General features: G+C 65.8%; 14 protein-coding genes. 11 read left to right on the plus strand and 3 right to left on the minus strand.

The features are described 5' to 3' along the window. Positions 1-3: 3 nt before the first annotated feature. From ACT6QU_RS06345 to ACT6QU_RS06355, 3 genes are all read left to right on the plus strand, one after another. Complete coding sequence (locus tag ACT6QU_RS06345) at positions 4-573, plus strand: TetR/AcrR family transcriptional regulator (RefSeq protein WP_444563363.1); 570 nt, start codon at positions 4-6, stop codon at positions 571-573. A 91-nt stretch (positions 574-664) separates the two neighbouring features. Further along, complete coding sequence (locus tag ACT6QU_RS06350) at positions 665-1,423, plus strand: glycosyltransferase family 25 protein (RefSeq protein WP_444563362.1); 759 nt, start codon at positions 665-667, stop codon at positions 1,421-1,423. Continuing rightward, on the plus strand, positions 1,420-2,652 hold the full coding sequence (locus ACT6QU_RS06355) for an O-antigen ligase family protein (protein ID WP_444563361.1): 1,233 nt from the start codon (positions 1,420-1,422) through the stop codon (positions 2,650-2,652). Before ACT6QU_RS06350 ends, ACT6QU_RS06355 begins: the two co-directional genes overlap by 4 nt. Here ACT6QU_RS06355 and ACT6QU_RS06360 read toward each other — a convergent pair. Next, positions 2,630-3,364 carry an SDR family oxidoreductase gene (locus tag ACT6QU_RS06360; protein ID WP_444563360.1) on the minus strand — a complete coding sequence of 245 codons (735 nt, stop codon included), beginning with the start codon at positions 3,362-3,364 and terminating at the stop codon, positions 2,630-2,632. The two genes, ACT6QU_RS06355 and ACT6QU_RS06360, sit on opposite strands and share 23 nt — an antisense overlap. A gap of 138 nt (positions 3,365-3,502) precedes the next feature. Here ACT6QU_RS06360 and ACT6QU_RS06365 point away from each other — a divergent pair, with 138 nt between their 5' ends. The 3 genes from ACT6QU_RS06365 to ACT6QU_RS06375 are packed head-to-tail and all read left to right on the plus strand — an operon-like array spanning position 3,503 to position 10,074. Further along, entirely contained in the window at positions 3,503-6,808 is a 3,306-nt protein-coding gene (locus tag ACT6QU_RS06365; protein WP_444563359.1) for a transglutaminase family protein, read from the plus strand. Continuing rightward, complete coding sequence (locus tag ACT6QU_RS06370; protein ID WP_444563358.1) at positions 6,805-9,183, plus strand: circularly permuted type 2 ATP-grasp protein; 2,379 nt, start codon at positions 6,805-6,807, stop codon at positions 9,181-9,183. Before ACT6QU_RS06365 ends, ACT6QU_RS06370 begins: the two co-directional genes overlap by 4 nt. Before the next feature lie 6 nt (positions 9,184-9,189). After that, positions 9,190-10,074: a transglutaminase family protein gene (locus ACT6QU_RS06375; protein ID WP_444563357.1), complete on the plus strand. Its 885-nt coding sequence runs from the start codon at positions 9,190-9,192 to the stop codon at positions 10,072-10,074. Here the strand turns inward: ACT6QU_RS06375 and ACT6QU_RS06380 are convergent. After that, positions 10,059-11,462 (minus strand): mannose-1-phosphate guanylyltransferase/mannose-6-phosphate isomerase, encoded by a 1,404-nt coding sequence (locus tag ACT6QU_RS06380; RefSeq protein WP_444563356.1) that lies wholly within the window; start codon positions 11,460-11,462, stop codon positions 10,059-10,061. The two genes, ACT6QU_RS06375 and ACT6QU_RS06380, sit on opposite strands and share 16 nt — an antisense overlap. Positions 11,463-11,582: 120 nt before the next feature. On the opposite strand from ACT6QU_RS06380, the gene ACT6QU_RS06385 reads away from it, so the two are divergent. Further along, positions 11,583-12,947: a phosphomannomutase gene (locus ACT6QU_RS06385; protein ID WP_444563355.1), complete on the plus strand. Its 1,365-nt coding sequence runs from the start codon at positions 11,583-11,585 to the stop codon at positions 12,945-12,947. A gap of 158 nt (positions 12,948-13,105) precedes the next feature. Then, positions 13,106-14,929 carry a glutamine--fructose-6-phosphate transaminase (isomerizing) gene (gene glmS, locus ACT6QU_RS06390; protein ID WP_444563354.1) on the plus strand — a complete coding sequence of 608 codons (1,824 nt, stop codon included), beginning with the start codon at positions 13,106-13,108 and terminating at the stop codon, positions 14,927-14,929. Here glmS and ACT6QU_RS06395 read toward each other — a convergent pair. Further along, positions 14,916-15,857: an NAD-dependent epimerase/dehydratase family protein gene (locus tag ACT6QU_RS06395; protein WP_444563353.1), complete on the minus strand. Its 942-nt coding sequence runs from the start codon at positions 15,855-15,857 to the stop codon at positions 14,916-14,918. The genes glmS and ACT6QU_RS06395 overlap by 14 nt on opposite strands. A 170-nt stretch (positions 15,858-16,027) precedes the next feature. On the opposite strand from ACT6QU_RS06395, the gene ACT6QU_RS06400 reads away from it, so the two are divergent. The 3 genes from ACT6QU_RS06400 (at position 16,028) to ACT6QU_RS06410 (ending at position 21,447) form a co-directional block, all read left to right on the plus strand. Beyond that, positions 16,028-17,971 carry a polysaccharide biosynthesis protein gene (locus tag ACT6QU_RS06400; RefSeq protein ID WP_444563352.1) on the plus strand — a complete coding sequence of 648 codons (1,944 nt, stop codon included), beginning with the start codon at positions 16,028-16,030 and terminating at the stop codon, positions 17,969-17,971. A 223-nt stretch (positions 17,972-18,194) separates the two neighbouring features. Then, positions 18,195-19,499, plus strand: a complete 1,305-nt coding sequence (locus ACT6QU_RS06405; protein ID WP_444563351.1) for a glycosyltransferase family 4 protein — start codon at positions 18,195-18,197, stop codon at positions 19,497-19,499. Between the two features lie 115 nt (positions 19,500-19,614). Continuing rightward, on the plus strand, positions 19,615-21,447 hold the full coding sequence (locus ACT6QU_RS06410) for a hypothetical protein (RefSeq protein ID WP_444563350.1): 1,833 nt from the start codon (positions 19,615-19,617) through the stop codon (positions 21,445-21,447). Positions 21,448-21,460 lie beyond the last annotated feature (13 nt).

Below are 21,460 nucleotides of genomic sequence, written 5' to 3' on the forward strand. Positions count from 1 at the left end.
GAATTGAAGCTTCCAGTTGGCCGACCCAGCTCCCGACAACGCATCCTCGAGGCGGCGGAGGCGCTGGCTCGCGAACAAGGTCCCGGCAACATATCGCTCGACGCCGTTGCCGCAAGGGCAGGCCTGTCGAAAGGCGGCCTCCTCTACAATTTCCCGACCAAGGCCAAATTGCTGGAAGCGCTGGTCGAGATGCATATCGAACGCGCCGAAGCGGCGCTTGCGCAGAGCGTCGAAGCCGGTCCGAAAGGCCGCAACGCCATGGCGCTGGCTTATCTGCGCTACTGTCGCCAGGAAATGATCGATCGGCCGGAGCCGGCATCCGGCGTGCTGGCGGCGATCGCGGAGAACCCCGAATTCATCGATCCGGTGCGCCGCTATCAAAAGCAGGTGATGGAACGGCTGCGCGAGCGCTCGGCCGATTTCGAACTGTCGACGATCGCATTTCTGGCGATCGAGGGGTTCTGGTCGCTCCGTTTGATGGAAAGCGACTGCATCCGCCCCGACGAAATCCAGCGCGTGCTCGACCGACTGGAGCGCGAACTGGAAGGCGCTGCGCGACCGACGACTGTTTGACGTCCGGGGATATTGGGGCTAGGGCACGCTGCCGGTCGCCGCGAAACGCGTGCGCATCGGTTTTTGCCGAGTGCCGATTTTCGCAGGTTCGATGTCTGCCAACGCCTTTCAGGTCTATGTGATCAACCTCGATCGGTCGCCCGCGCGCCTCGCCGCCGTGAAGGCGAGTGCGGACGTCTACGCGATTCCCGTCAACCGGGTCGCCGCCGTCGAAGGCCGCGCGATTTCCGCCGAAAACCATCCGGGCGTCGACGTGGCGCGGTTCGAGCGCGTCAACGGCCGTACCCTCGTGCCGGGGGAACTCGGCTGCTATCTCAGCCACATCAAGGCGCTCGACGCGTTCCTGGCCGATGGATGCGAGATCGGCCTGATCTGCGAAGACGACATCGCCTTCACCGATAACACATTGCCACTGATGACCACTCTCGCGGCCACATCCGGCTGGGATGTCGTCAAGCTGTTCAATTTCCGATATCGCGGCTTCCTCCCCCATCGCCATCTTCAGGACGGATGGGCGATCGGGCGCTGCCTGCACGGGCCGTCGGGCAGTTCGGCGGCCTACGCCGTGACGCGAGAGGGCGCGCGGCGGCTTCGCGACAATCTGCTGCCGATGATGCTGCCATTCGACGTCGCGCTGGAGCGTGGCTGGAAGGGCGCGATCCGGTTCTACACGACCGATCGGCGGGCAATCGGTCTGCAGCGCGGCGAGGCGAGCACGATCGTGGGCCAGGGCGGCCTCATCAAATATCCGTTCTACCGTCGCGGCGGCACGCTTGTCTTCCGCGGCACCGAGTACGTTCGCCGCATGGCGTTCGCCTTGCGTGGCGCTGCGACGGGATCGTCGCGATGAAATGGACCACGCGACATTTCCTGCAGCGCAGACGCTGGGACTCCTGGCTGACGGCGCTCGGCGGCGCGGCGATGCCGCTGCGCCATGGCGTCACGCCCTTCGTGACGGTCTTCTTCGCGGCGGTCGGCATCTATCTGGTCGCCATCAATCATCGCCGGGCCCGCGCGCTCGCGCCTTGGTTCACCGGTCTCGCCCTTGCCTATCTCGTCTGGTCGCTTGTGCTCGTATTCGTGCGCGGCGATCCCTTCATGAACAACCAGCAGATGAGCTATTCCCTCCTCATCGGCAGTCTGGCGTTCATCGCCAACGGGCTCGTCCTGGTCCGCGACCCTTTGCGATTCTTCGTCGTCGGCAGCCGGGTGGGCGTGGTGGCCGCGACCGTCGCCGCACTGAGTTTCCATCTGCTCGGCGAAAGCCGCGTCGGTCTTGGCGGCAACCCCGCGCCATTCGCGATGGTTGCCGCAATCTGCATGATCGCTGCGGTCCTTCCCGTCAGGAATCCGCCTCGCTGGGCACCGAATTCGATCATCTACGCCCTGATCGGAGCGGTTCCGATCTTCTTTTCTGAAACACGCGCATTGCTGGTGATCGTCCCGCTCGTCCTGGTCGTCGAATATCTGGTCTGGCTGCGGACGAAGCCGCGTGGGTCGCAGATATTGGGAGCAGTTGCGGGCGTGGTTCTAAGCGCGGGCCTCTTGTCCGCCGGCCCGGTCCACGATCTGATCGAACGGGTCTTCACGCCCGTCATCCTCCACTACACCGGCCAAGACGTCGAATGGAACAGCGCGACGGGCGACATCCGTCTCGCCCTGTGGGAGGGCGCGGTGGTCTCGATCGCGGAGCGGCCCTTTCTAGGCTATGGGGAGGACCGGATGGCGCACATCATCCATCACGCCCCCGCGATGCACGAGGTTCTGCGCGAGTTCAAGCACGCGCACAACATGTTCCTCGACGAGGCGCTGACGCATGGCCTGCCGGGGCTGTTCATCCTGTCCGGCCTGCTCGTCGCCGGGCTCGGCTATGTCTATCGGCATGTCGGCGACATGGCTGCGAAGCGAAACGCCTTCTATTTCCTGGCAGCGCTTCTGTCCTACGGCTCGCTCCACAATCCGTTCCTGCACGAGACGACGATCTGCGGCATCTTCCTCTATCTGGGCATCATGATCGCTGTCGCGGCGCGCAACAGGCAGCGCGCGCAGGTGAGGCTCAAAGCGTCCGAAGGTCGGTGAGGGTCTCGGCGCCGAAGGCATCCGACAACAGATAGGCTGCGATCTTCGCTCCCGCCTCGGCGGGCGAGGCGAGAACGCCGTCAGCCTTCATCGCCTTGAACTGGTCGATGGCCGGGAACTGCTCGACGCTGGAGCCGCGAATGTCGGCCTGCATGTCGGTGTCGATGACGCCGGGGGCGAGGCTGGCGACGCGCAGGCCGGGAACCGCATCCTCCTTGATCGCGCGGGCATGGTTGTCGAGGGCGGCCTTGGTCGCGCAATAGATGCTCCAGCCCGCCATGCCGCGCCGCCCTGCACCCGACGAGATGTGCAGAAGTCGGCGATCCTTCACCGGCGCCGCGGCCGCCTGGAAGAGGTCGGCCAGAACCAGCGGGCCGGTCACGTTCAGCGTCACCGCTTTGGCGATGTCTGCCGCCCCGCCGGTCCCAAGCGGGCCGATCGGCTTGACCATGCCGGCATTGTTGACGAGGATGACGCGGTCGGCCCCGGCGCAGAACGCTTCGATCCGGTCGGAAAGCGACCGGTCGGTCAGCGCGCCCACATCGCCGAGGTCGAGCGCGACCTGCGTCAGCTTCGCCCCGTCGCTTGGCGCCAGATGCGTCGATGCGCGCCGCGACAGGCCGAGCACGTCGACCTGTTTGTCGAGCAGTGCGGCAACGATCGCCTCGCCGAGCCCGCGGCTGTGTCCGGTAACGATTGCCTTCGTTTTCATCGTTCTCTCCATGGTCGGTGCGCAAGGTGATGGTCGCGAACGGACCATGCAACTCATTTCCAACAAAGCTGTGGTGCAACGCACCTATTTGTGGAAACGTCCGCACGACCCTCTCCCACATGGAAGCTTCATCGCCCGATGTCGATCCTCGCTGCCATCAGCCACCTGACCCACTACCGATATGACCGCCCGGTCACGCTCGGCCCGCAGATCATCCGGCTGCGCCCCGCGCCGCACAGCCGCACTCGCGTCGTCTCACATTCGCTGAAGGTCTCGCCGGACAATCACTTCGTGAACTACCAGCAGGACCCCTACGGCAACTGGCTGGCGCGCTACGTCTTTCCCGAGCCGGTGCGCGAACTGAAGATCGAGGTCGATCTCGTCGCCGACATGACCGTGTTCAACCCCTTCGACTTCTTCGTCGAGGAAGAGGCGGAGCAGTGGCCCTTCGACTATCCCGAAGCGCTGGCGCCCGATCTCGTGATCTACCGAAACCCGGAGCCCGCCGGCCCACATCTGCAGGCGTTCCTCGACACGATCCCGCGCGTGCCGCAGCGTTCGGTGGATTTCGTCGTCAATCTCAATGCGCGGCTGGCCAGCGAAATCGGCTACGTCATCCGCATGGAGCCCGGCGTCCAGACGCCGGAGGAAACGTTCGAGCGGGCAACGGGCTCGTGCCGCGACACGAGCTGGCTGTTCGTCCAGATCCTGCGGCATCTGGGCTTTGCCGCCCGCTTCGTCTCCGGCTATCTGATCCAGCTGAAGCCGGATCTGACCGCGCTCGACGGACCGCCCGGCACCGATCACGACTTCACCGATCTTCACGCCTGGGCGGAGGTCTATTTGCCCGGTGCCGGCTGGATCGGGCTTGACCCGACCTCGGGTCTCCTGACCGGTGAAAGCCATATTCCGCTGGCCGCGACGCCTCACTATTCCAATGCCGCGCCGATTTCGGGACTGGCGAGCTATGCGGAGGTCGACTTCGATTTCCACATGAAGGTCACGCGCGTGGCCGAGCATCCGCGCATCACCAAGCCGTTCTCGGACGAGGCCTGGACCGCGCTCGACCAACTCGGTGAAACGGTCGACCAGGCGCTCAAGGCCGGTGACGTGCGCCTGACCATGGGCGGCGAGCCGACCTTCGTGTCGATCGACGATTTCGAGGCAGGCGAGTGGAACACGGACGCCGTCGGCCCGACCAAGCGCGCGCTGGCCGATCAGCTCATCCGCCGCCTACGCGACCGTTTCGCGCCGGGCGGCTTCCTGCATTATGGGCAGGGCAAGTGGTATCCGGGCGAGACGCTGCCGCGCTGGACGTTTTCGCTCTACTGGCGCGAGGACGGCAAGCACATCTGGCGCGATGCCGATCGGATCGCGACGGAAGCGGGCGGCGGAAGCGCGACGCCGCAGGAGGCCGAGCAGTTGCTTCAGACGATCGCCAGCGAGTTGGGCGTGGCGTCGGAGAACGTCGTACCCGCTTACGAGGACCCGGCCGAATGGCTTTTAAAGGAGGGGCAACTCCCCGAAAACGTCACGCCGGAGAACTCAAAACTGGACGACCCCGAGGAGCGCTATCGCATTGCGCGTGTCTTCGGGCGCGGCCTGACGGAGCCGTCCGGCTTCGTGCTGCCGGTTCAGCGTTGGCAGGCGGCTGCGGTCGCGCCGCGCTGGATGTCGGAAGTCTGGAATGTGCGTCGCGGTCATCTCTTTCTGGTGCCCGGCGACAGCCCGGTCGGCTATCGCCTGCCACTCGGCTCGCTGCCTTACGTCCCGCCATCGCAATATCCATACGTGCATCCGACTGATCCGACCGTCGAGCGTGGTCCGTTGCCCGCGCCTGAAAGGCCGGCGCAGGCGGTCGCCTCCTTCACCGCCGCAAGTGCGCAGCAAGGCATCGTCGAGCAGGAGATCGGCGAACTCGGCGGCGCGGTGCGCACGGCGATTTCCGTCGAGCCGCGCGATGGGCGCCTGTGCGTCTTCATGCCGCCGGTCGAGCGCATCGAGGACTATCTGGAACTGGTCGCCGCGGCCGAGAACGCAGCGGAGAAGCTGGGCGTCAAGGTCCACATCGAAGGCTATGCCCCGCCGGCCGACCCGCGCATGAACGTGATCCGCGTCGCGCCCGATCCGGGCGTCATCGAGGTCAACATCCATCCGGCTTCGTCCTGGCGGGATTGCGTGGCGACGACCGAGGCGATCTACGAGGAGGCGCGCCAGTGCCGGCTCGGCGCCGACAAGTTCATGATCGACGGCCGCCATACGGGCACCGGCGGCGGCAACCATGTCGTCGTCGGCGGCCGCACGCCGATGGACAGTCCGTTCCTGCGTCGTCCCGATTTGCTGCGCAGCCTGATCCTCTACTGGCAGCGCCATCCGTCACTCTCCTACCTGTTCTCCGGCCTCTTCATCGGCCCGACCAGCCAGGCGCCGCGCATCGACGAGGCCCGGCATGACGGGCTCTACGAACTTGAGATCGCGATGGCGCAGATTCCCGATCCGCAGGAGGGCGGCCAGCCGCTGCCCTGGCTGACGGATCGCCTGTTGCGCAATCTTCTGACTGACGTGACCGGCAACACGCACCGCGCGGAAATTTGCATCGACAAGCTCTATTCGCCGGACGGGCCGACCGGCCGGCTGGGGCTGGTGGAATTTCGCGGCTTCGAGATGCCGCCCAATCCGCGCATGTCGCTCGCCCAGCAATTGCTCGTCCGCGCCATCATTGCCCGGCTCTGGCAGGCGCCGGTGAAGGGCGCCTTTACGCGCTGGGGCACGGCTTTGCACGACCGCTTCATGCTCCAGCACCATGCCTGGACCGATTTCCTCGACGTCTTGGCTGACCTCAAGGACCACGGTTTCGCGTTCCGATCCGAATGGTTCGAGGCGCAGGCCGAGTTCCGCTTCCCGTTCTGCGGTGAAATCGAGGTCGAGGGTGTCAGGCTCGAACTGCGCCAGGCACTTGAGCCGTGGCACGTGCTCGGCGAAACCGGCGCGATTGGCGGCACGGTTCGCTACACGGACAGTTCGACAGAGCGCCTTCAAGTCAAGCTTCAAGCGGCTGACCCCTCGCGCTATGCCGTGACCTGTAACCGCCGGCGCATGCCGCTGGAAAAGGTGGGGAATGACATCGCAGTGGCGGGCGTGCGCTACAAAGCCTGGCAGCCCTCGATGGCGCTTCACCCGGTCCTCAAGGTCGATACCCCGCTGACCTTCGACATCTACGACAACTGGACCGGCCGCTCGCTCGGCGGCTGCGTCTACCACGTCGCCCATCCGGGCGGGCGCAACTTCGAAACGTTCCCGATCAACAACAACGAGGCAGAGGCCCGGCGGCTGTCGCGTTTCGAGCCGTGGGGGCACACGCCCGGCCGCTTCGAAGCGGTGCGCGAGACGCCGCATCCCGAGTTCCCGTCCACCCTCGATCTGAGGCGTCCGGCGAACCTATGACCGCCCCGTCTCCCCGCCCATCCCTGCCGAAAAGGCGCTCCGCGCTTCTGGAAACCTATCGTGCGTTCCCCGGAACGCATGACGAGCTTCTGGATGGCGACGGCGCGGTGCGTCCGCTGTGGCGCGGTCTCGTCGACGATCTGGCCCGGATGAAGCCGGGCGAGATCGAAGGCCGCGTCGCGCGCGGCGACGAATATCTGCGCGATGCCGGCGTGTATCTGCGCCAATTCGGCGCCGGCGATGCCGAGCGCGTCTGGCCGCTCAGCCATCTGCCGGTGCTGATCCACGAGACCGACTGGTCCGGCCTCGTTTCCGGCCTCGTCCAGCGTGCCGAGCTTCTGGAAGCCGTCGCGGCCGACATCTATGGCGACAACCGCCTCGTCGCGGACGGGCACCTGCCGGCGGCGATCGTCGCGCAGAGCCCCGAATGGTTGCGCCCGATGGTCGGCGTGCCGCCCGCCTCCGGCCACCGGCTGAATATCGTCGCCTTCGACGTCGCGCGCTCGGTCGATGGAAGCTGGTGGGTGCTCGGCGACCGCACGCAGGCGCCCTCCGGCGCGGGCTTCGCGCTCGAAAACCGCGTCGCGACCGCACGCATCTTTGCCGAACTCTACACCCATACCAACGTCCACCGGCTCGCCGGCTTCTTCCGGGATTTTCGCTCCAGCCTTCAGTCGCTCGCGCCGGGCGGCGAGGGACGCGCCGCGATCCTGACGCCGGGCCCGCACAGCGACACCTATTTCGAGCACGCCTATATCGCGCGCTATCTCGGCCTGTCGCTTCTCGAAGGCGAGGATTTGACCGTGCGCGACGGCCGCCTGATGGTGCGCACCGTCTCCGGCCCGCAGCCCGTTGGCGTGCTTTGGCGGCGTCTGGACGCCAGCTACGCCGATCCGCTCGAACTCGACGACCGCTCGCGGCTCGGCACGCCGGGCCTCGTCTCGGCGCTGCGCCAGGGGAGCCTCGCCATGGTCAACGCGCTCGGGGTCGGCGTGCTCGAAACCCGCGCGCTCCTGGCCTTCATGCCGCGGCTGAGCGAGGTCCTTCATGGCGAACCGCTCGCGCTGCACAATGTCGCGACATGGTGGTGCGGCGACGAGGCAGCCCGCAACGCCGTGGCGGGGAGGGGCGACCTCCATCGCTCGTCGGCGCTCTCCACCAGCCTTCCCTATGAAGGCGACGTGCCGCTGTCCACCCACGGCTTCTCGGTCGACGCATCGCCCGCGACGCATCCCGAACTCTTCGTCGCGCAGGAGATCGTCTCGCTCGGCTCGACGCCGGCGCTCGATGGCGAAACGCTGGCCGCGCGGCCGTTCAGCCTGCGCGTTTTCCTGGCGCGCACGGCCGATGGCTGGCAGGCGCTGCCCGGCGGCTATGCGCGGATCGCGGCAGGCGAGGGCGGTGCGGCGAGCCTGGCGCTCGGCGGCAAGGTCGCCGATGTCTGGGTCGTCGCCGACAAGCCGGTCGAGGCGATCAGCCTTCTCTCCGGCGAGCACGCGGCCAATCTGAAGGCGCAGCAGGGCGCGCTGCCGGCCCGCGCCGCCGACAATCTGTTCTGGCTCGGGCGCTATGTGGAACGCGCCGAAGACACGATGCGGCTCGTGCGTGCCTATCGCGTCCGCGCGGCGGAAGCGGGCGGCGAGGAAACGCCGCTGCTCGTCCATTTTGCCGAACTTCTCGACGATGCCGGGATCGACCTTGCCCAGCGCATTCCCGAAGCGCTGTCCGCGACCATCGGCTCGGCCGTCTTCAGCGCCTCGAAAGTGCGCGACCGTTTCTCGATCGATGGCTGGGCAGCGCTCAAGGATTTGGCCGCAACGACCCGGAATATGAGCGAAAAAGACGAGGTTTCGGACCCAAACGGGCGGATAATGGGTGTTCTTTTGCGCAAAATCACCGGTTTTTCCGGCCTTGCGCATGAGAATATGTATCGTTTCACCGGCTGGCGGTTCATGCGGATCGGCCGCTCGATCGAGCGCGCCATCGCGACGGCCTCCATGCTCGGCTTCATGATCGCCGACGATGCGCCGGAAGGCGCGCTCGACATCGCGATCGAGATCGGCGACAGCGTCTTGACCCATCGCCGCCGCTTTTCGCTCGAAGCAAGCGCTGAAAGCGTCGTGGCGCTGCTGGCGCTCGACCCGATGAATCCGCGCTCCATCCTGTTCCAGGTCGCCGAGATCAACGATCAGGTGCAACTGCTGCCCGATGGCGGGCTTGCCGGTCGCGCCGGCGACCTGGCGCGCGCGACGCTGCGGCTCCACACCGAACTTGCGACCGCGCAGGCGCAGGAGGTCGATGCCGCCTGCCTCGAACGCGTGCATGGCGAGTTGGAGATCATCTCCGACCTTGTCGCCGCGGCCTATCTGGGATGACGCGCTATGCTCTATGACATCAAGCTGACCATGCGCTTCGACTATTCCGGTCTTGCCGGCGGCGGGCGCCATGCGATCCGGGTGCTGCCGCAGACACTCGGTACACATCAACGGATGATCGCCGGCCATGTCGACGTCGATCCGATGCCGCGCGAGCGCTCGGCGCGGGTGGACTTTTTCGGCAATCCCGTCACCGACTGCGCCTTCGACGCTATCCCCGACGATCTGGTCTACACCGCGCAGGCGCGGGTGGAGCGCACGGCGCCGTCCTATGCCATTTCGGATTCGGTTTCCCTTGCCGATCTGCGTGCCGAACTCGATGCCGACCGGACACTCCTGGGGCGCTCGCCGGCGCATTTTCTCAACGCGTCGGCGCTCGTCCCGCCTCATGCGGGCATCCGCGACTATGCGCGGGAACATTCAGCGCGCACGGTCTTCGATACGGCGCTGGCGCTCAACGCCGCACTCTACAAAGACATGCGCTACGACGCCGAGGCGACCGATGTCGACACGCCGCTGGCCGAGGCCTTCGAGGCGCGGCACGGCGTCTGCCAGGATTTCAGCCACATCATGATCGCCGCCCTGCGGCACCTCGGCATACCCGCCGCCTACGTCAGCGGCTATTTGCGGACGATTCCGCCGAAGGGCGAGGAGCGGCTCGAAGGCGCGGATGCCATGCACGCCTGGGTGTCGGCCTGGTGCGGGGCGAAGACCGGCTGGGTCGAGTTCGACCCGACCAACGACCTCGTGGTCGGCGCCGACCACATCGTCGTCGGCTATGGCCGCGACTACGCCGACGTGCCGCCGGTGCGCGGCGTCATCCGGACCGCCGGTGGCCAGACGGCAACGCAAGCGGTTGACGTGCTGCCGCTCGATCAGGACCGGCCGTAGCGGTCCTCGAAGCGCACGATGTCGTCTTCGCCGAGATAGGAGCCGGTCTGCACCTCGATGAGTTCGAGCGGGATCTTGCCGGGATTTTCCAGTGCGTGAATTTCGCCGAGCGGGATGTAGACGGATTCGTTCTCCGTCAGCATGATCGTTTCCTCGCCCTTGTGCACCCGCGCCGTGCCGCGCACGACGACCCAATGCTCGGAGCGGTGATGGTGCATCTGCACCGAAAGCTTGGCGCCGGGATTGACCGTGATGCGCTTGACCTGGTCGCGCTCCCCGACATCGATGGAATCGTAGTGGCCCCACGGACGGTAGACGTCGCGATGGTTCAGGTGCTCGGTGCGGCCGGCTTCGCGCAACTGGTCGACGATGCCCTTGACGTCCTGAACCTTGTCCCGGTGCGCAACGAGCAGCGCGTCCTTGGTCTCGACGACGACGAGGTCCTCGATGCCGACGAGGGCGACGAGGCGGCCATCGGCGCGCACCAGCGTGTTGCGCGTACCGATCGACAGCACATCGCCTGAGAACGAGTTGCCGTCCGCGTCGCGCTCCTGCACCGACAGCAGCGCCGACCATGAACCGATGTCGTTCCACTCCGCGTCGAGCGGCAGAACGACCGCGTCCTTGGTTTTTTCCATGACCGCATAGTCGACGGATTCGGAGGGACACTCGGCGAACGCCTTGGCGTCGACGCGCACGAACTGCATGTCGGGCGTCGTCGCGGCCATCGCCTGGCGGCAGGCGGTGAGGATGTCGGGCCGGAATTTCTTGAGTTCCTCAAGGTATCGGCGGGCGCGGAACATGAACATGCCGCTGTTCCAGAGGTAATTGCCTTCCGAGACGTAGCGCCCGGCGGTGGCAGCGTCGGGCTTTTCCTCGAAGGCGGCGACCTCGAAGCCCGCCCCGAGCGGATTGCCCTTGCGGATGTAGCCATAGCCCGTCTCGGCGCTCGCCGGGACAATGCCGAAGGTGACGAGCTTGCCTTCCGTGGCCAGCTTCACGCCAGCGCGCACGCAATCGCGGAACGCCTCGGATTGGCGGATGTGATGGTCGGCGGCAAGGACGAGCAGGACCGGATCGTGCCCGGCTGCCGACGCGCGGATCGCAGCGAGTGCGATCGCGGGCGCCGTGTTGCGGCCGACCGGCTCGAGCAGGATCGTCGCATCCCCCGCGTCCGCGACGCGCATCTGCTCGGCAGCGAGAAAGCGCTGTTCCTCGTTGCAGATGACAAGCGGCGTCTGCGCGTCGAGGCCATCGAGGCGCGAGACGGTTGCCTGCAGCATGGTTTCGTTGCCGACCAGCGCGTGGAACTGCTTGGGGTAGAGCTGTCGCGAAAGCGGCCAGAGCCGGGTCCCCGACCCGCCAGCCATGATGATAGGCAAGAGCATTCGCGCGTCCCCGCTGTCTTTCCCGGTTCCGTTCCGGAGTATTCATGACAAAGTCCAATTTACATGTCGTGAACGCAAATTGTGCAACTTGCCCCATCAAGTCTTCAGCGGAGTACGCCATTGGGATCGCCCTTCAAGGCCTATGACGTTCGCGGCCGCATCCCGCAGGAAATCGACGTCGCCTTCATGCATCGCTTCGGCAAGGCTGTCGGGCGGGAACTCGGACCCCGCGCAGTCGTCGTCGGCCACGACATGCGCCAGGAAAGCCCGGCCTTCGCCCTGGCGCTGGCGCAGGGACTGCTGGACGTCGGCGTCGACGTTCTGCCGCTCGGCATGTGCGGCACGGAAGAGGTCTATTTCCACACCGCCGCAAGCGGTGCCGATGCCGGGCTGATGGTCACGGCGAGCCACAATCCGGCCGACTACAATGGGCTGAAGATGGTGCTTTCGGGCGCGCGCGCCGCCACGCGTGAAAATGCGCTCGATGCGCTGGAAAGCGTCGTCCTCTCCGAAATCCCGCTGCCGGCGGTGGCGGACTACGCCGCGCGCGGGCACCTGCGCGACATCCTGCCGCGCCAGGCCTATGTCGACCGGCTGCTATCATCCGTCGTAGCCAAGCCCTTGCGGCCGATGAAGATCGTCGTCCATGCCGGCAATGGTTGTGCCGGGCCCGTTCTCGACATGCTCGAGCCGCATCTGCCATTCGAGTTCGTGCGCGTCGACCACGAGCCCGATCCGCGCCTGCCCAACGGCATCCCGAACCCGCTGTTGCCGGAAAAGCGCCTGCGCGCGAGCGCCGCGGTGCGCGAGACGGGTGCCGATCTCGGTATCGCCTGGGACGGCGATTTCGACCGTTGCTTCCTCTACGACCATCGCGGCGAATTCGTCGAAGGCTACTACCTCGTCGGCATGATCGCGGCGACCATGCTGCGCGACCATCCCGGCTCGCCGATCATCTACGATCCGCGCGTCTGCTGGAACACGATCGACATCGTCGGCCAGATGGGCGGCGTCGCGAAAGCCTGCCCGACCGGGCACGCCTTCTTCAAGCAGAAGATGCGCGAGGAGGATGCCATCTATGGCGGCGAGATGAGCGCGCATCACTATTTCCGCGATTTCGCCTATTGCGATTCCGGCATGCTGGCCTGGCTCGCGGTCGTCGCGGAACTCTCCGCGCGCGACGTGCCGCTGGCCGATCTCCTCGCCGACCGCATCGCGGCGTTTCCGTGTTCGGGCGAGATCAATTTCACCGTACCGGACAGCCGCAGGGTTCAGGAGCGCATCGCCGACAATCTGGCCGGCAAGGCGCGCACGACCGACTGGCTGGACGGGCTGTCGATGGAATTCGACGATTGGCGCCTGAACCTGCGCGCATCGAACACCGAGCCGCTACTACGGCTCAATCTGGAGACGCGCGGCGACGTCGCGCTTCTCGCCGACAGACAGGCGATCGTGGAAGCGATGATCCGGGACGAACGCACCTGACAGGCGGGGTCGGCAGCCTTGCGGCGCCAAAACCGCAATGCTATGGCCGCCGAAACATCGATCTGCGCGGCCTCGAACGGGTTTTTGGAGTCGCAATGCAGCTTTAACCGAAATGGATGCCGTCACGCGGGACGGTACTCTCCCGATGAGGTCCTGATATGTGCGGTATCGTTGGAATCGTGGGCACGCGCCCTGTCGCCCCCCTGATCGTGGATGCGCTCAAGCGCCTCGAATATCGCGGCTATGATTCCGCCGGCGTCGCGACGCTGTCGGACGTCGGGCTCGACCGTCGGCGCGCGGAGGGCAAGCTCGTCAATCTGGAACGCCGCCTCGACGAGGAGCCGCTCGACGGCACGATCGGCATCGGCCACACGCGCTGGGCCACGCACGGAGTTCCCAACGAGACCAACGCCCACCCGCACTTTTCCAGCGGCGTCGCGGTCGTCCATAACGGCATCATCGAGAATTTCGCCGAGCTTCGCGAGGAACTGAAGCGCGACGGGTATTCCTTCGCCTCGCAGACGGACACCGAAGTCGTCGCCCACCTCGTCGCGCATGGCGTGAAGAACGGCGCCACCCCGGTCGAGGCCGCCCATGCCGCGATCCGGCGGCTGGAGGGCGCCTTCGCGCTCGCCATCATGTTCGCCGACGATGCCGACCTGATCGTCGGCGCGCGCAACGGCCCCCCTCTGGCGATCGGTCACGGCAAGGGCGAAATGTTCCTCGGCTCCGATGCCATCGCCCTGTCGCCCTTCACCAATGCCGTCACCTATCTGGAAGACGGCGACTGGACCGTGGTTCGCCGCGACAGCTTCGCCGTGTTCGATGCTGCCGGCAATGCGGTCAATCGCGAAAGAAGGCAGGCGGCCAACGCGGCCTATGTCGTCGACAAGGGCAACTACCGCCACTTCATGGAGAAGGAGATCTTCGAGCAGCCGGAGGTCGTCTCCCACACGCTCGCCCACTATCTCGACTTCTCCACCGGCCGCACCCGCGACATGGCCGCGCCGTTCGATTTTTCGACGATCGACCGCCTCGCCATCTCGGCCTGCGGTACGGCCTACCTTGCCGGCGTCGTCGGCAAATACTGGTTCGAGCGCCATGCGCGCCTGCCGGTCGACATCGACATCGCCTCGGAGTTCCGCTACCGCGAGATGCCGCTGGCGGCCAAGGACGCGGCGCTGTTCATCTCGCAGTCCGGCGAGACCGCCGACACGCTCGCCTCGCTGCGCTATTGCCGCCAGGCGGGCATGAAGATTGGCGCCGTCGTCAATGTTCGCGAATCGACCATCGCCCGCGAATCCGACGGGACCTTCCCGACGCTCGCGGGTCCGGAAATCGGCGTCGCCTCGACCAAGGCGTTCACCTGCCAGCTCGCCGTTCTCGCCTCGCTCGCCGTTCGCGCCGGCGTCCAACGCGGCACGATCAATGCTGAGGAGGAGGCGCGGCTGGTGCGCCAGCTTGCCGAGGCCCCGCGCTACATCAACTCCGCGCTCAAGGTCGTCGAGCAGGTCGAGAAGGTTGCGCGCGAACTCCAGCACACCCGCCACGCCCTCTATCTCGGTCGCGACACCAGCTATCCGCTCGCTGTGGAAGGCGCGCTGAAGCTGAAGGAAATCTCCTATATCCACGCCGAAGGCTATGCCGCCGGCGAACTGAAGCATGGTCCGATCGCCCTGATCGACGAGAACATGCCGGTGATCGTCGTCGCGCCGCATGACCGCGTCTTCGAAAAGACCGTGTCGAACATGCAGGAAGTGGCGGCGCGCGGCGGCAAGATCATCCTGATCACCGACGAGAAGGGCGCCGAGAAGGCCGGCATAGAGACGCTGGAGACGATCGTCGTGCCGACCGCACCCGAACTTCTCGCGCCGCTCGTCTTCGCCGTGCCGCTCCAGATGCTCGCCTATCACACGGCCGTGCTCAAGGGCACGGACGTCGACCAGCCGCGCAACCTCGCCAAGTCCGTCACCGTCGAGTAGCGGCGAACTCGCGGCCGGAGCGGTGGATCGCGTCGCGCGCGCTTTCCGGCGGCGACCAGCCGAACGCTTGGCGAAAGCGGCTTGAGTCCACCTTGAGATCGCCGAACAAGCTGTCCGCGATCTGCCCCTTGCCGGCAAGGCGAAGCGGGGCAGCCAGAAGCGAGGCGGGAGCGGGCAAGAGCAAGGGCCGCCGCCCCATGCCTTCGCGCAGGTGCCGCAGCATCTGCGCAAGACTGACGCTTTCGCGATCGGCAACTGCATATGCGCCGCTCCTTTCGGGCGCGGTGTTTTCAAGGCAGTGGCGGATGGCGCTGACGAGGTTACCGACGCTGATCATGGTCCGCCGGTTGTCGACGGCCCCGAAAGGCAGCGGCAGGCCGGATGCGGCCAGCGTCATCATCGCGCGCCAGTTGCCGCGCGATTGCGCGCCGTAGACGAGCGGCGGGCGCAGGCAAATGCCGGTCCGGCCGATCGACGCGAAGCGCATGATGGATTCTTCCGCCCTGAGCTTGGACCGCCCATAGGCGTTTGCGGGATTGGGCGGCGTCGCGTCGTCGATGGGCAGGTCGTTCGCGTTGGCGGTCACGACGGCGATGCTCGACAGGAATATGATGGTCTTGATGCCGTATCGCTCCGCCTGCTCGACGATTCGCGCCGTACCGGCCGCATTCACGCGGTCGAAATCGTCGGGCGAATGCGCGGGGCTTGGGAGGAGGGCAGCCAGATGGACGAGCGCGTCCTGACCCTCGAGAGCGTCGCGCCAGTCGGTTTCGGCGCCGACCTCCCCGACCTTGACATGCCGGACGCCCGGTGGGAAATGCGCGTCATGCCTTGATGCGGCCGTGATCGCGTCGCCTGTCTCCCGCATATTATCGAGTAGCGCGGTGCCGATCATTCCGCTGGCGCCGGTAATCACGATCCGCTTCATCTGGGGAATTCTCGCATTTCGACGCGCATTGGACCGGAATCTGTAACATTGTTTATCGCCTTCTTCGCTGAGGTGATGCAACCTGTGGCTTTGCTGGATCGTCGCGGCGCTCAGTTCATTGACCATCCCTTGAGGGCGATGCCTGGATTGGTTCGAGTATGAAACTGTCAATGCCCAGAACGGTTTTGTGGAGGCCGCTCAGCTTCCTCCTGGACTGCGCGGTCGCGGCCATTGCGTTTCTGGCGGCCTACGGCATCGTGTTTCGCATCGAATTCGTGCCTTCCGTGCCGGGAATCGCCGAAAAGACGCTGATGTTTACGGCGATCTGCGCCGTCTCCTTCATCCTCTTCGCCACGCATCGCGGCTCCTGGCGCTTCGTTTCGCTGCCGGAGATGATGAATCTCGGCAAGGCCACGGTCCTTGCAGTGGTCGTCTACACGGCCGGCGCGTTTCTCGTTTCGCGCGGCAGCAACGTGCCCAGAAGCGTACTGATTTTGACCAGCTTCCTGATGTTCGCCGGGCTTGCGGGTCCGCGCATCATGTATCGGCTGGCGGTCGAGGGCGGGTTTCTGCGCCGCGGCATCCGCAAGCATGCGGCAGGCACCCGCTACGTGTTGATCCTCGGCTACACATCCGAGGCCGATGCGTTCATCCGAGCGACGCGGCGCTCGCCCGTCAATCAGTTCGACGTCGTCGGCATACTCGACGACCGCATCACTTCGCAGTCGATGCAGGGCGTGCGCGTCTATGGCCGGCTCGACGAGATCGATGCCGTCGTGGCCCGTTTGAAGCGCCAGCGGGTTCACGTTTCGGAACTGGTCGTCGCGGAATCGCGGCCGGATCGGCAACGGCTGATCGAGATCGTCGACCGGGCAACGGCCGCCGGCCTCAGGACGACGCGCATTCCCGACCAGATGGAAATGTCGCATGTCGGCCCGACCGGCGTGCTTGAACCGCGCCCGATCGAGATACGCGAACTCCTCGGCCGGACCGAGATCGTCACCGACGTGAGTTCGGTCGCCGACCTCATTCGCGGCAAGGTCGTGCTGGTGACCGGCGCGGGCGGGTCGATCGGCTCCGAACTCGTCCGGCAGATCGCGCAGTTCGATCCCAGCCGCCTGGTGTTGACCGACAATTCCGAGCACAACACCTACCTGCTCGACACCGAAATCCGCGACAGCTTTCCGCATCTCGATATCGTCACCCAGCTTGTCAGCGTGCGCGACGCCCTGCGGCTCGATGCGGTTTTCGCCACCCACCGTCCGCAGATCGTTTTCCACGCGGCCGCGCTGAAGCATGTACCGATCGTCGAAGACAATCCGATCGAAGGGATCAAGACCAACGTGATCGGCACGCGCAACGCGGCCGATGCGGCGCTGAAGCACGGCACCGCCATCTTCGTGATGATCTCGACCGACAAGGCCGTCAATCCGACGAATATCATGGGCGCGTCGAAGCGGGCTGCCGAGGCTTACTGTCAGGCGATCGACGTGACGTCGGCGACGACCCGGTTCAAGACCGTGAGGTTCGGCAATGTCCTGGGGTCGAACGGTTCGGTCGTGCCGCGCTTTCAGGAACAGATCCTGACCGGCGGTCCGGTGACCGTCACGCACCCGCAGATCGTCCGTTATTTCATGACGATTCCCGAAGCGGTGCGCCTGGTTCTCCACGCCACCGCGAAGACGCTGGACACCGGTCCGGAGCGCGGCACGATCACCGTCCTCGACATGGGCAAGCCGGTGCGGATTCTCGACCTGGCCGAGCGGATGATCCAGCTTGCGGGGCTGCGGCCCGGCATCGACATCGAAATCTCATTCATCGGCCCGCGCCAGGGCGAAAAGCTCTACGAGGAGCTTTTCGATCCGAGCGAACTCAAGGATTCGCATCTCGACGACGGCTATGTCATCGCTCTGCCGCGCATTATCGACGGCACCTTGATGAAGCGCACGCTCAACAATTTGCAGAAAGCCGCCGAGGCGGAGGATGCCGGGCGGGTCATCGACCTGCTGCGGCATATCGTGCCCGAATACCAGCCGGCCCCACCATCGCAGCAGGCCCGACTGGACGATGCGAATATCGACCGCGCGCTTGCGCCGGTGCGCCCGGCCGAGTGAGATGCGGTGCGAGGGTCCACCTTCCGCCTCTTTTCCTCGATAGCCCGATGGCTTATCTGCAAAGTTTCGACGGGGAGGTGCAACCGCGCCTCCCTATTGACTTGTTTCGAATGCGGCAGACACGGCGCAATTCGATAGGGCGCGACGGTTACGCTGACGCTTGCTTCTGAGCGGCAACACCGCGATCGGCCCCAAGAGAAAGTTCGGTATGTCTCGAGTTTCCATGATCGTGTGGAATAATTTCCGCAACGACGCGCGCGTGCTGAAGGAAGCCGAGACGCTTCAGGCAGCCGGACACCAGGTGACGGTGTTCGCGCTCTACACGCCGGGCGAAACGCAGCGGCGCGAGACGCTCGGGTCCGGTGTCAAGGTCGTCCGCGTGATGCGCAGCCCGTTCTGGACCCTGCGCCAGCGTCTTGGCCTCACTGCAAGGCCGGCAGGTGATCCTGCGCCAAATGCGGCCTCGTCTGTCCCGACAAAGCCGGCGCCGCGCAGCAAGCTTCGTCTGGCGGCCGGCATCGTCACGCGTGGGACGACGCACAGCGCGCTCCTCGCCGCGCTCGTCGCATCGCGCCCCGATGTCGTCCACGCACACGATTTCAACACGCTTCCGACCGCCTGGCTCGCCTCCGTGTTCGCCCGTGCCTCGCTCGTCTATGACGCGCACGAGATCAGCACCGATCGCGAGGGCTATGCGCGTGAGCGCAAGTTCATCGGCTGGATCGAGAAGCATCTGATGCCCCGCGCCGACGCGACGATCACCACCACCGACGCGCGCGCGCAATTCTTCGCCCGCGCCTATAAGGTGCCGCGGCCGATGGTTCTCCAGAACCGGCCACGCCGGCAGCCTTGGGCGCCGTCGACCCGCATTCGCGACGAACTGGGACTGCGCGAAGACTGGCCGATCATCGTCTATCAGGGCGGCATTCAGTCCGGCCGGGGCCTCGAGCGGCTCGCGGCTGCGGCGGCATCGGTTCCGGGCGCCTATGTCGTCTATGTCGGCAGCGGCAAGTCGGAACCCGCCGTCCGCAAGGTGATCGCCGAATTGAAGCTCGAGGAACGGGTGAAGCTGATCCCGAAGGTCGATCTCGACCAGTTGCCGGACTACACGCGATCGGCCGATATCGGCGTGCAGCCGATCGAGAACACCTGCCTCAACCACTACACGACCGACTCCAACAAGCTGTTCGAGTACGTCATGGCCGGACTGCCGGTCGTGGCGTCGGATTTCCCGGAGATCCGCAAGATCGTCCAGGCCGACAGTCTCGGCATCCTCGTGCCCTCCGACGACACCGACGCACTGGCGGCGGCGCTGCGGCGGATGGTCGAGGATCGCGGGCTGCGCGAGACCTTCGCGGCCAATGCACGCAACGCCACCGAACGGCTGAACTGGGAAGCGCAGGAGCATCTTCTGGTGGAGATGTATGCCCGCCTGACCGGCGCGGCGGGAATCGCGCAGCCGTCCGGCAGGGACGGGGCCGATACCCAAGCCACGCCCCGCGCCCTTACGCCGGCGGACCACCCGTAGTGATGGTGGGTCAAATCATGGTGAAACATGTCGCTCATGACGCTATGCTGCCGCGCGCCAACATCTGCCGAGGCCGCATGCAGGGCAAGTCGACCGATCGAAATGGGATAGCGATATGTGGCTGATCCGGAACGTGCGCGCCTATGCGGGCTGGGCGCTCTCGATCTGCAACCGGCTCGTGCGGATCGCGCCGGTCTCACTCGCCGTCATCGTCGTGGCGACGCTCGTCTCGCGCGTGTCGAACCTGCTCGCATTCTTCCTGCCGCTGAAGCTCATCATCCTCGTCGGCTCGCCGCACGTGCCGAGCTACTTCCCGAACTCGTTCCAGGCGATCGAGCGCGAAGTGCTCGTCGCCGCCCTCGGCGCGGCGACCGTGGGCATCTATTTCGTGCATCTCATCGCCGACAAGATCATCGACATCTTCTCCGAGCGAACCGGGGACCTGGTGCTGGCCAAAGCTGACAAGCTTCCGATCTTCGCCAACCAGGACAACATGGTCCACAAGGCCTGCCGGCGCTTCGCCGACACGCTGGCGGCGACGATTTTCGTGGCGCTCGTCATCGTGCTCATCGGCTACCTTCACCCGAGCGTCGGGTTCGTCGTGGTCGCGTGGGCGGGCACCTGGTTCGCCGTCGCCGCGATCGGTGGAGCGGTCAGCCCCGGTTTTCGCCAGTGGCTGGAGGCGAACGGCACGCAATATGTCTCGAAGGCGAGTTCGACCGGCTTCTTCGCGATCACGACCCTGATCGTGGTCGAATTCATCAGCGGCGCGTCCTTCCACATCCTGTTCGCGATTATCAGCCTGCTGCTCGGTCGGCAGACGTTCCAGAGCCTCGCCCGCATCGTCAACAACGCCATCGCGCTGTCTCCGATCAAGCTGCAGATCAACTCGCTGTTCTTTCGCGGGCATGTCTGGCAGGGGGCATCGGCGATCGCCGGCAAGGGCGTCTGGGACCTTCTTGGCATGGGCGAGCCCGAGAAATGGCTTCCCGCAGCGCTGACGGCGGCGACGGGCGCGCAGGTCGACACGGCGCGAATGGACCTTTGGCATCAGACCGGCCAGTCCGATCTGCTGGTCTTCGACGTGCGTGCTGAAGCCGCGGGCGGCGAGAGCCGCTATTTCGTCAAGCTCTTCAGCGCAGGGCGTGCCCATGCCGCCGTCCACGAGACCGCTCTCCTGAAGGCCCTGTCGGATGGCCAACTGCCCGCGCAGGAATTCCTTGGCGCGACCGATGTCGACGGCATGACCTGCCTCGTCTATCGCCGCGGCAGGGGGCGGGCGCCGACTGCGCGCGAATGGTCGGCCGATCTGGCGGAAATCCGCGGCCGTTGCTGGGCGTGTCAGTTGCCGCGCGACATGGTGCTGCGCTTTCGCCGTTCGCACCGCCTGCTGCCGCAGCGGCTTGCAGGCATCGACATCGAGCGTATGGGACTGGTCGCCTCGAGCGCGAAGGAGCGCAGCAACGTCGAGCGCCTGCGCGTCATCCGCCAGCCGCTGATCGAGTGGCTGGAGCGGATGCCGCTCGCGATCCACAATCCCGACGTCACGATCGACAAGGTCAAGCACCGCAAGAGCGAACCGCCCGTCGCCACGCACTGGGCACGCTGGGCGCTGGAGCCGATCGGCGTCGGCTGGTCGACCGGCAAGCGCGACCATGCGCGGGCGCAGGAATGGCTCGCTCATGCCGGTCAGGCGCGCGACGATCTTGCAGGAGTATCGGCCGACGACGTCATGCTCGTCGCGCTGCTGTCCGAGTTCGAACGAGCCTTTGCCGGCCAGAAATACCGCACCGCGATCAACCTGGTGAGCAGGATCGAATTGGCTTTTGCCAAAACGACAATGATGGCAGGAAAGCCTGCCGACGCGCCGCCTGAACCCGCCCGCCATCCCGCCCTCGTGCCCTCCGGCACCGACCTCGTTGCCGCACGGACATCCACCGCCGCCTGACGCGCCGAACTTC

Origin of the sequence: Aliihoeflea sp. (assembly GCF_052435475.1) — a bacterium.
Taxonomy (GTDB): domain Bacteria; phylum Pseudomonadota; class Alphaproteobacteria; order Rhizobiales; family Rhizobiaceae; genus Aliihoeflea.

What these genes read in the sequence shown, in the direction of transcription:
- ACT6QU_RS06350 (WP_444563362.1), top strand. Translation starts at nt 665, where the DNA reads ATGTCTGCCAACGCCTTTCAGGTCTATGTGATCAACCTCGATCGGTCG.
- ACT6QU_RS06355 (WP_444563361.1), top strand. Translation starts at nt 1,420, where the DNA reads ATGAAATGGACCACGCGACATTTCCTGCAGCGCAGACGCTGGGACTCC.
- ACT6QU_RS06360 (WP_444563360.1), bottom strand. Translation starts at nt 3,364, where the DNA reads ATGAAAACGAAGGCAATCGTTACCGGACACAGCCGCGGGCTCGGCGAG.
- ACT6QU_RS06365 (WP_444563359.1), top strand. Translation starts at nt 3,503, where the DNA reads ATGTCGATCCTCGCTGCCATCAGCCACCTGACCCACTACCGATATGAC.
- ACT6QU_RS06370 (WP_444563358.1), top strand. Translation starts at nt 6,805, where the DNA reads ATGACCGCCCCGTCTCCCCGCCCATCCCTGCCGAAAAGGCGCTCCGCG.
- ACT6QU_RS06375 (WP_444563357.1), top strand. Translation starts at nt 9,190, where the DNA reads ATGCTCTATGACATCAAGCTGACCATGCGCTTCGACTATTCCGGTCTT.
- ACT6QU_RS06380 (WP_444563356.1), bottom strand. Translation starts at nt 11,462, where the DNA reads ATGCTCTTGCCTATCATCATGGCTGGCGGGTCGGGGACCCGGCTCTGG.
- glmS (WP_444563354.1), top strand. Translation starts at nt 13,106, where the DNA reads ATGTGCGGTATCGTTGGAATCGTGGGCACGCGCCCTGTCGCCCCCCTG.
- ACT6QU_RS06395 (WP_444563353.1), bottom strand. Translation starts at nt 15,857, where the DNA reads ATGAAGCGGATCGTGATTACCGGCGCCAGCGGAATGATCGGCACCGCG.
- ACT6QU_RS06400 (WP_444563352.1), top strand. Translation starts at nt 16,028, where the DNA reads ATGCCCAGAACGGTTTTGTGGAGGCCGCTCAGCTTCCTCCTGGACTGC.
- ACT6QU_RS06405 (WP_444563351.1), top strand. Translation starts at nt 18,195, where the DNA reads ATGATCGTGTGGAATAATTTCCGCAACGACGCGCGCGTGCTGAAGGAA.
- ACT6QU_RS06410 (WP_444563350.1), top strand. Translation starts at nt 19,615, where the DNA reads ATGTGGCTGATCCGGAACGTGCGCGCCTATGCGGGCTGGGCGCTCTCG.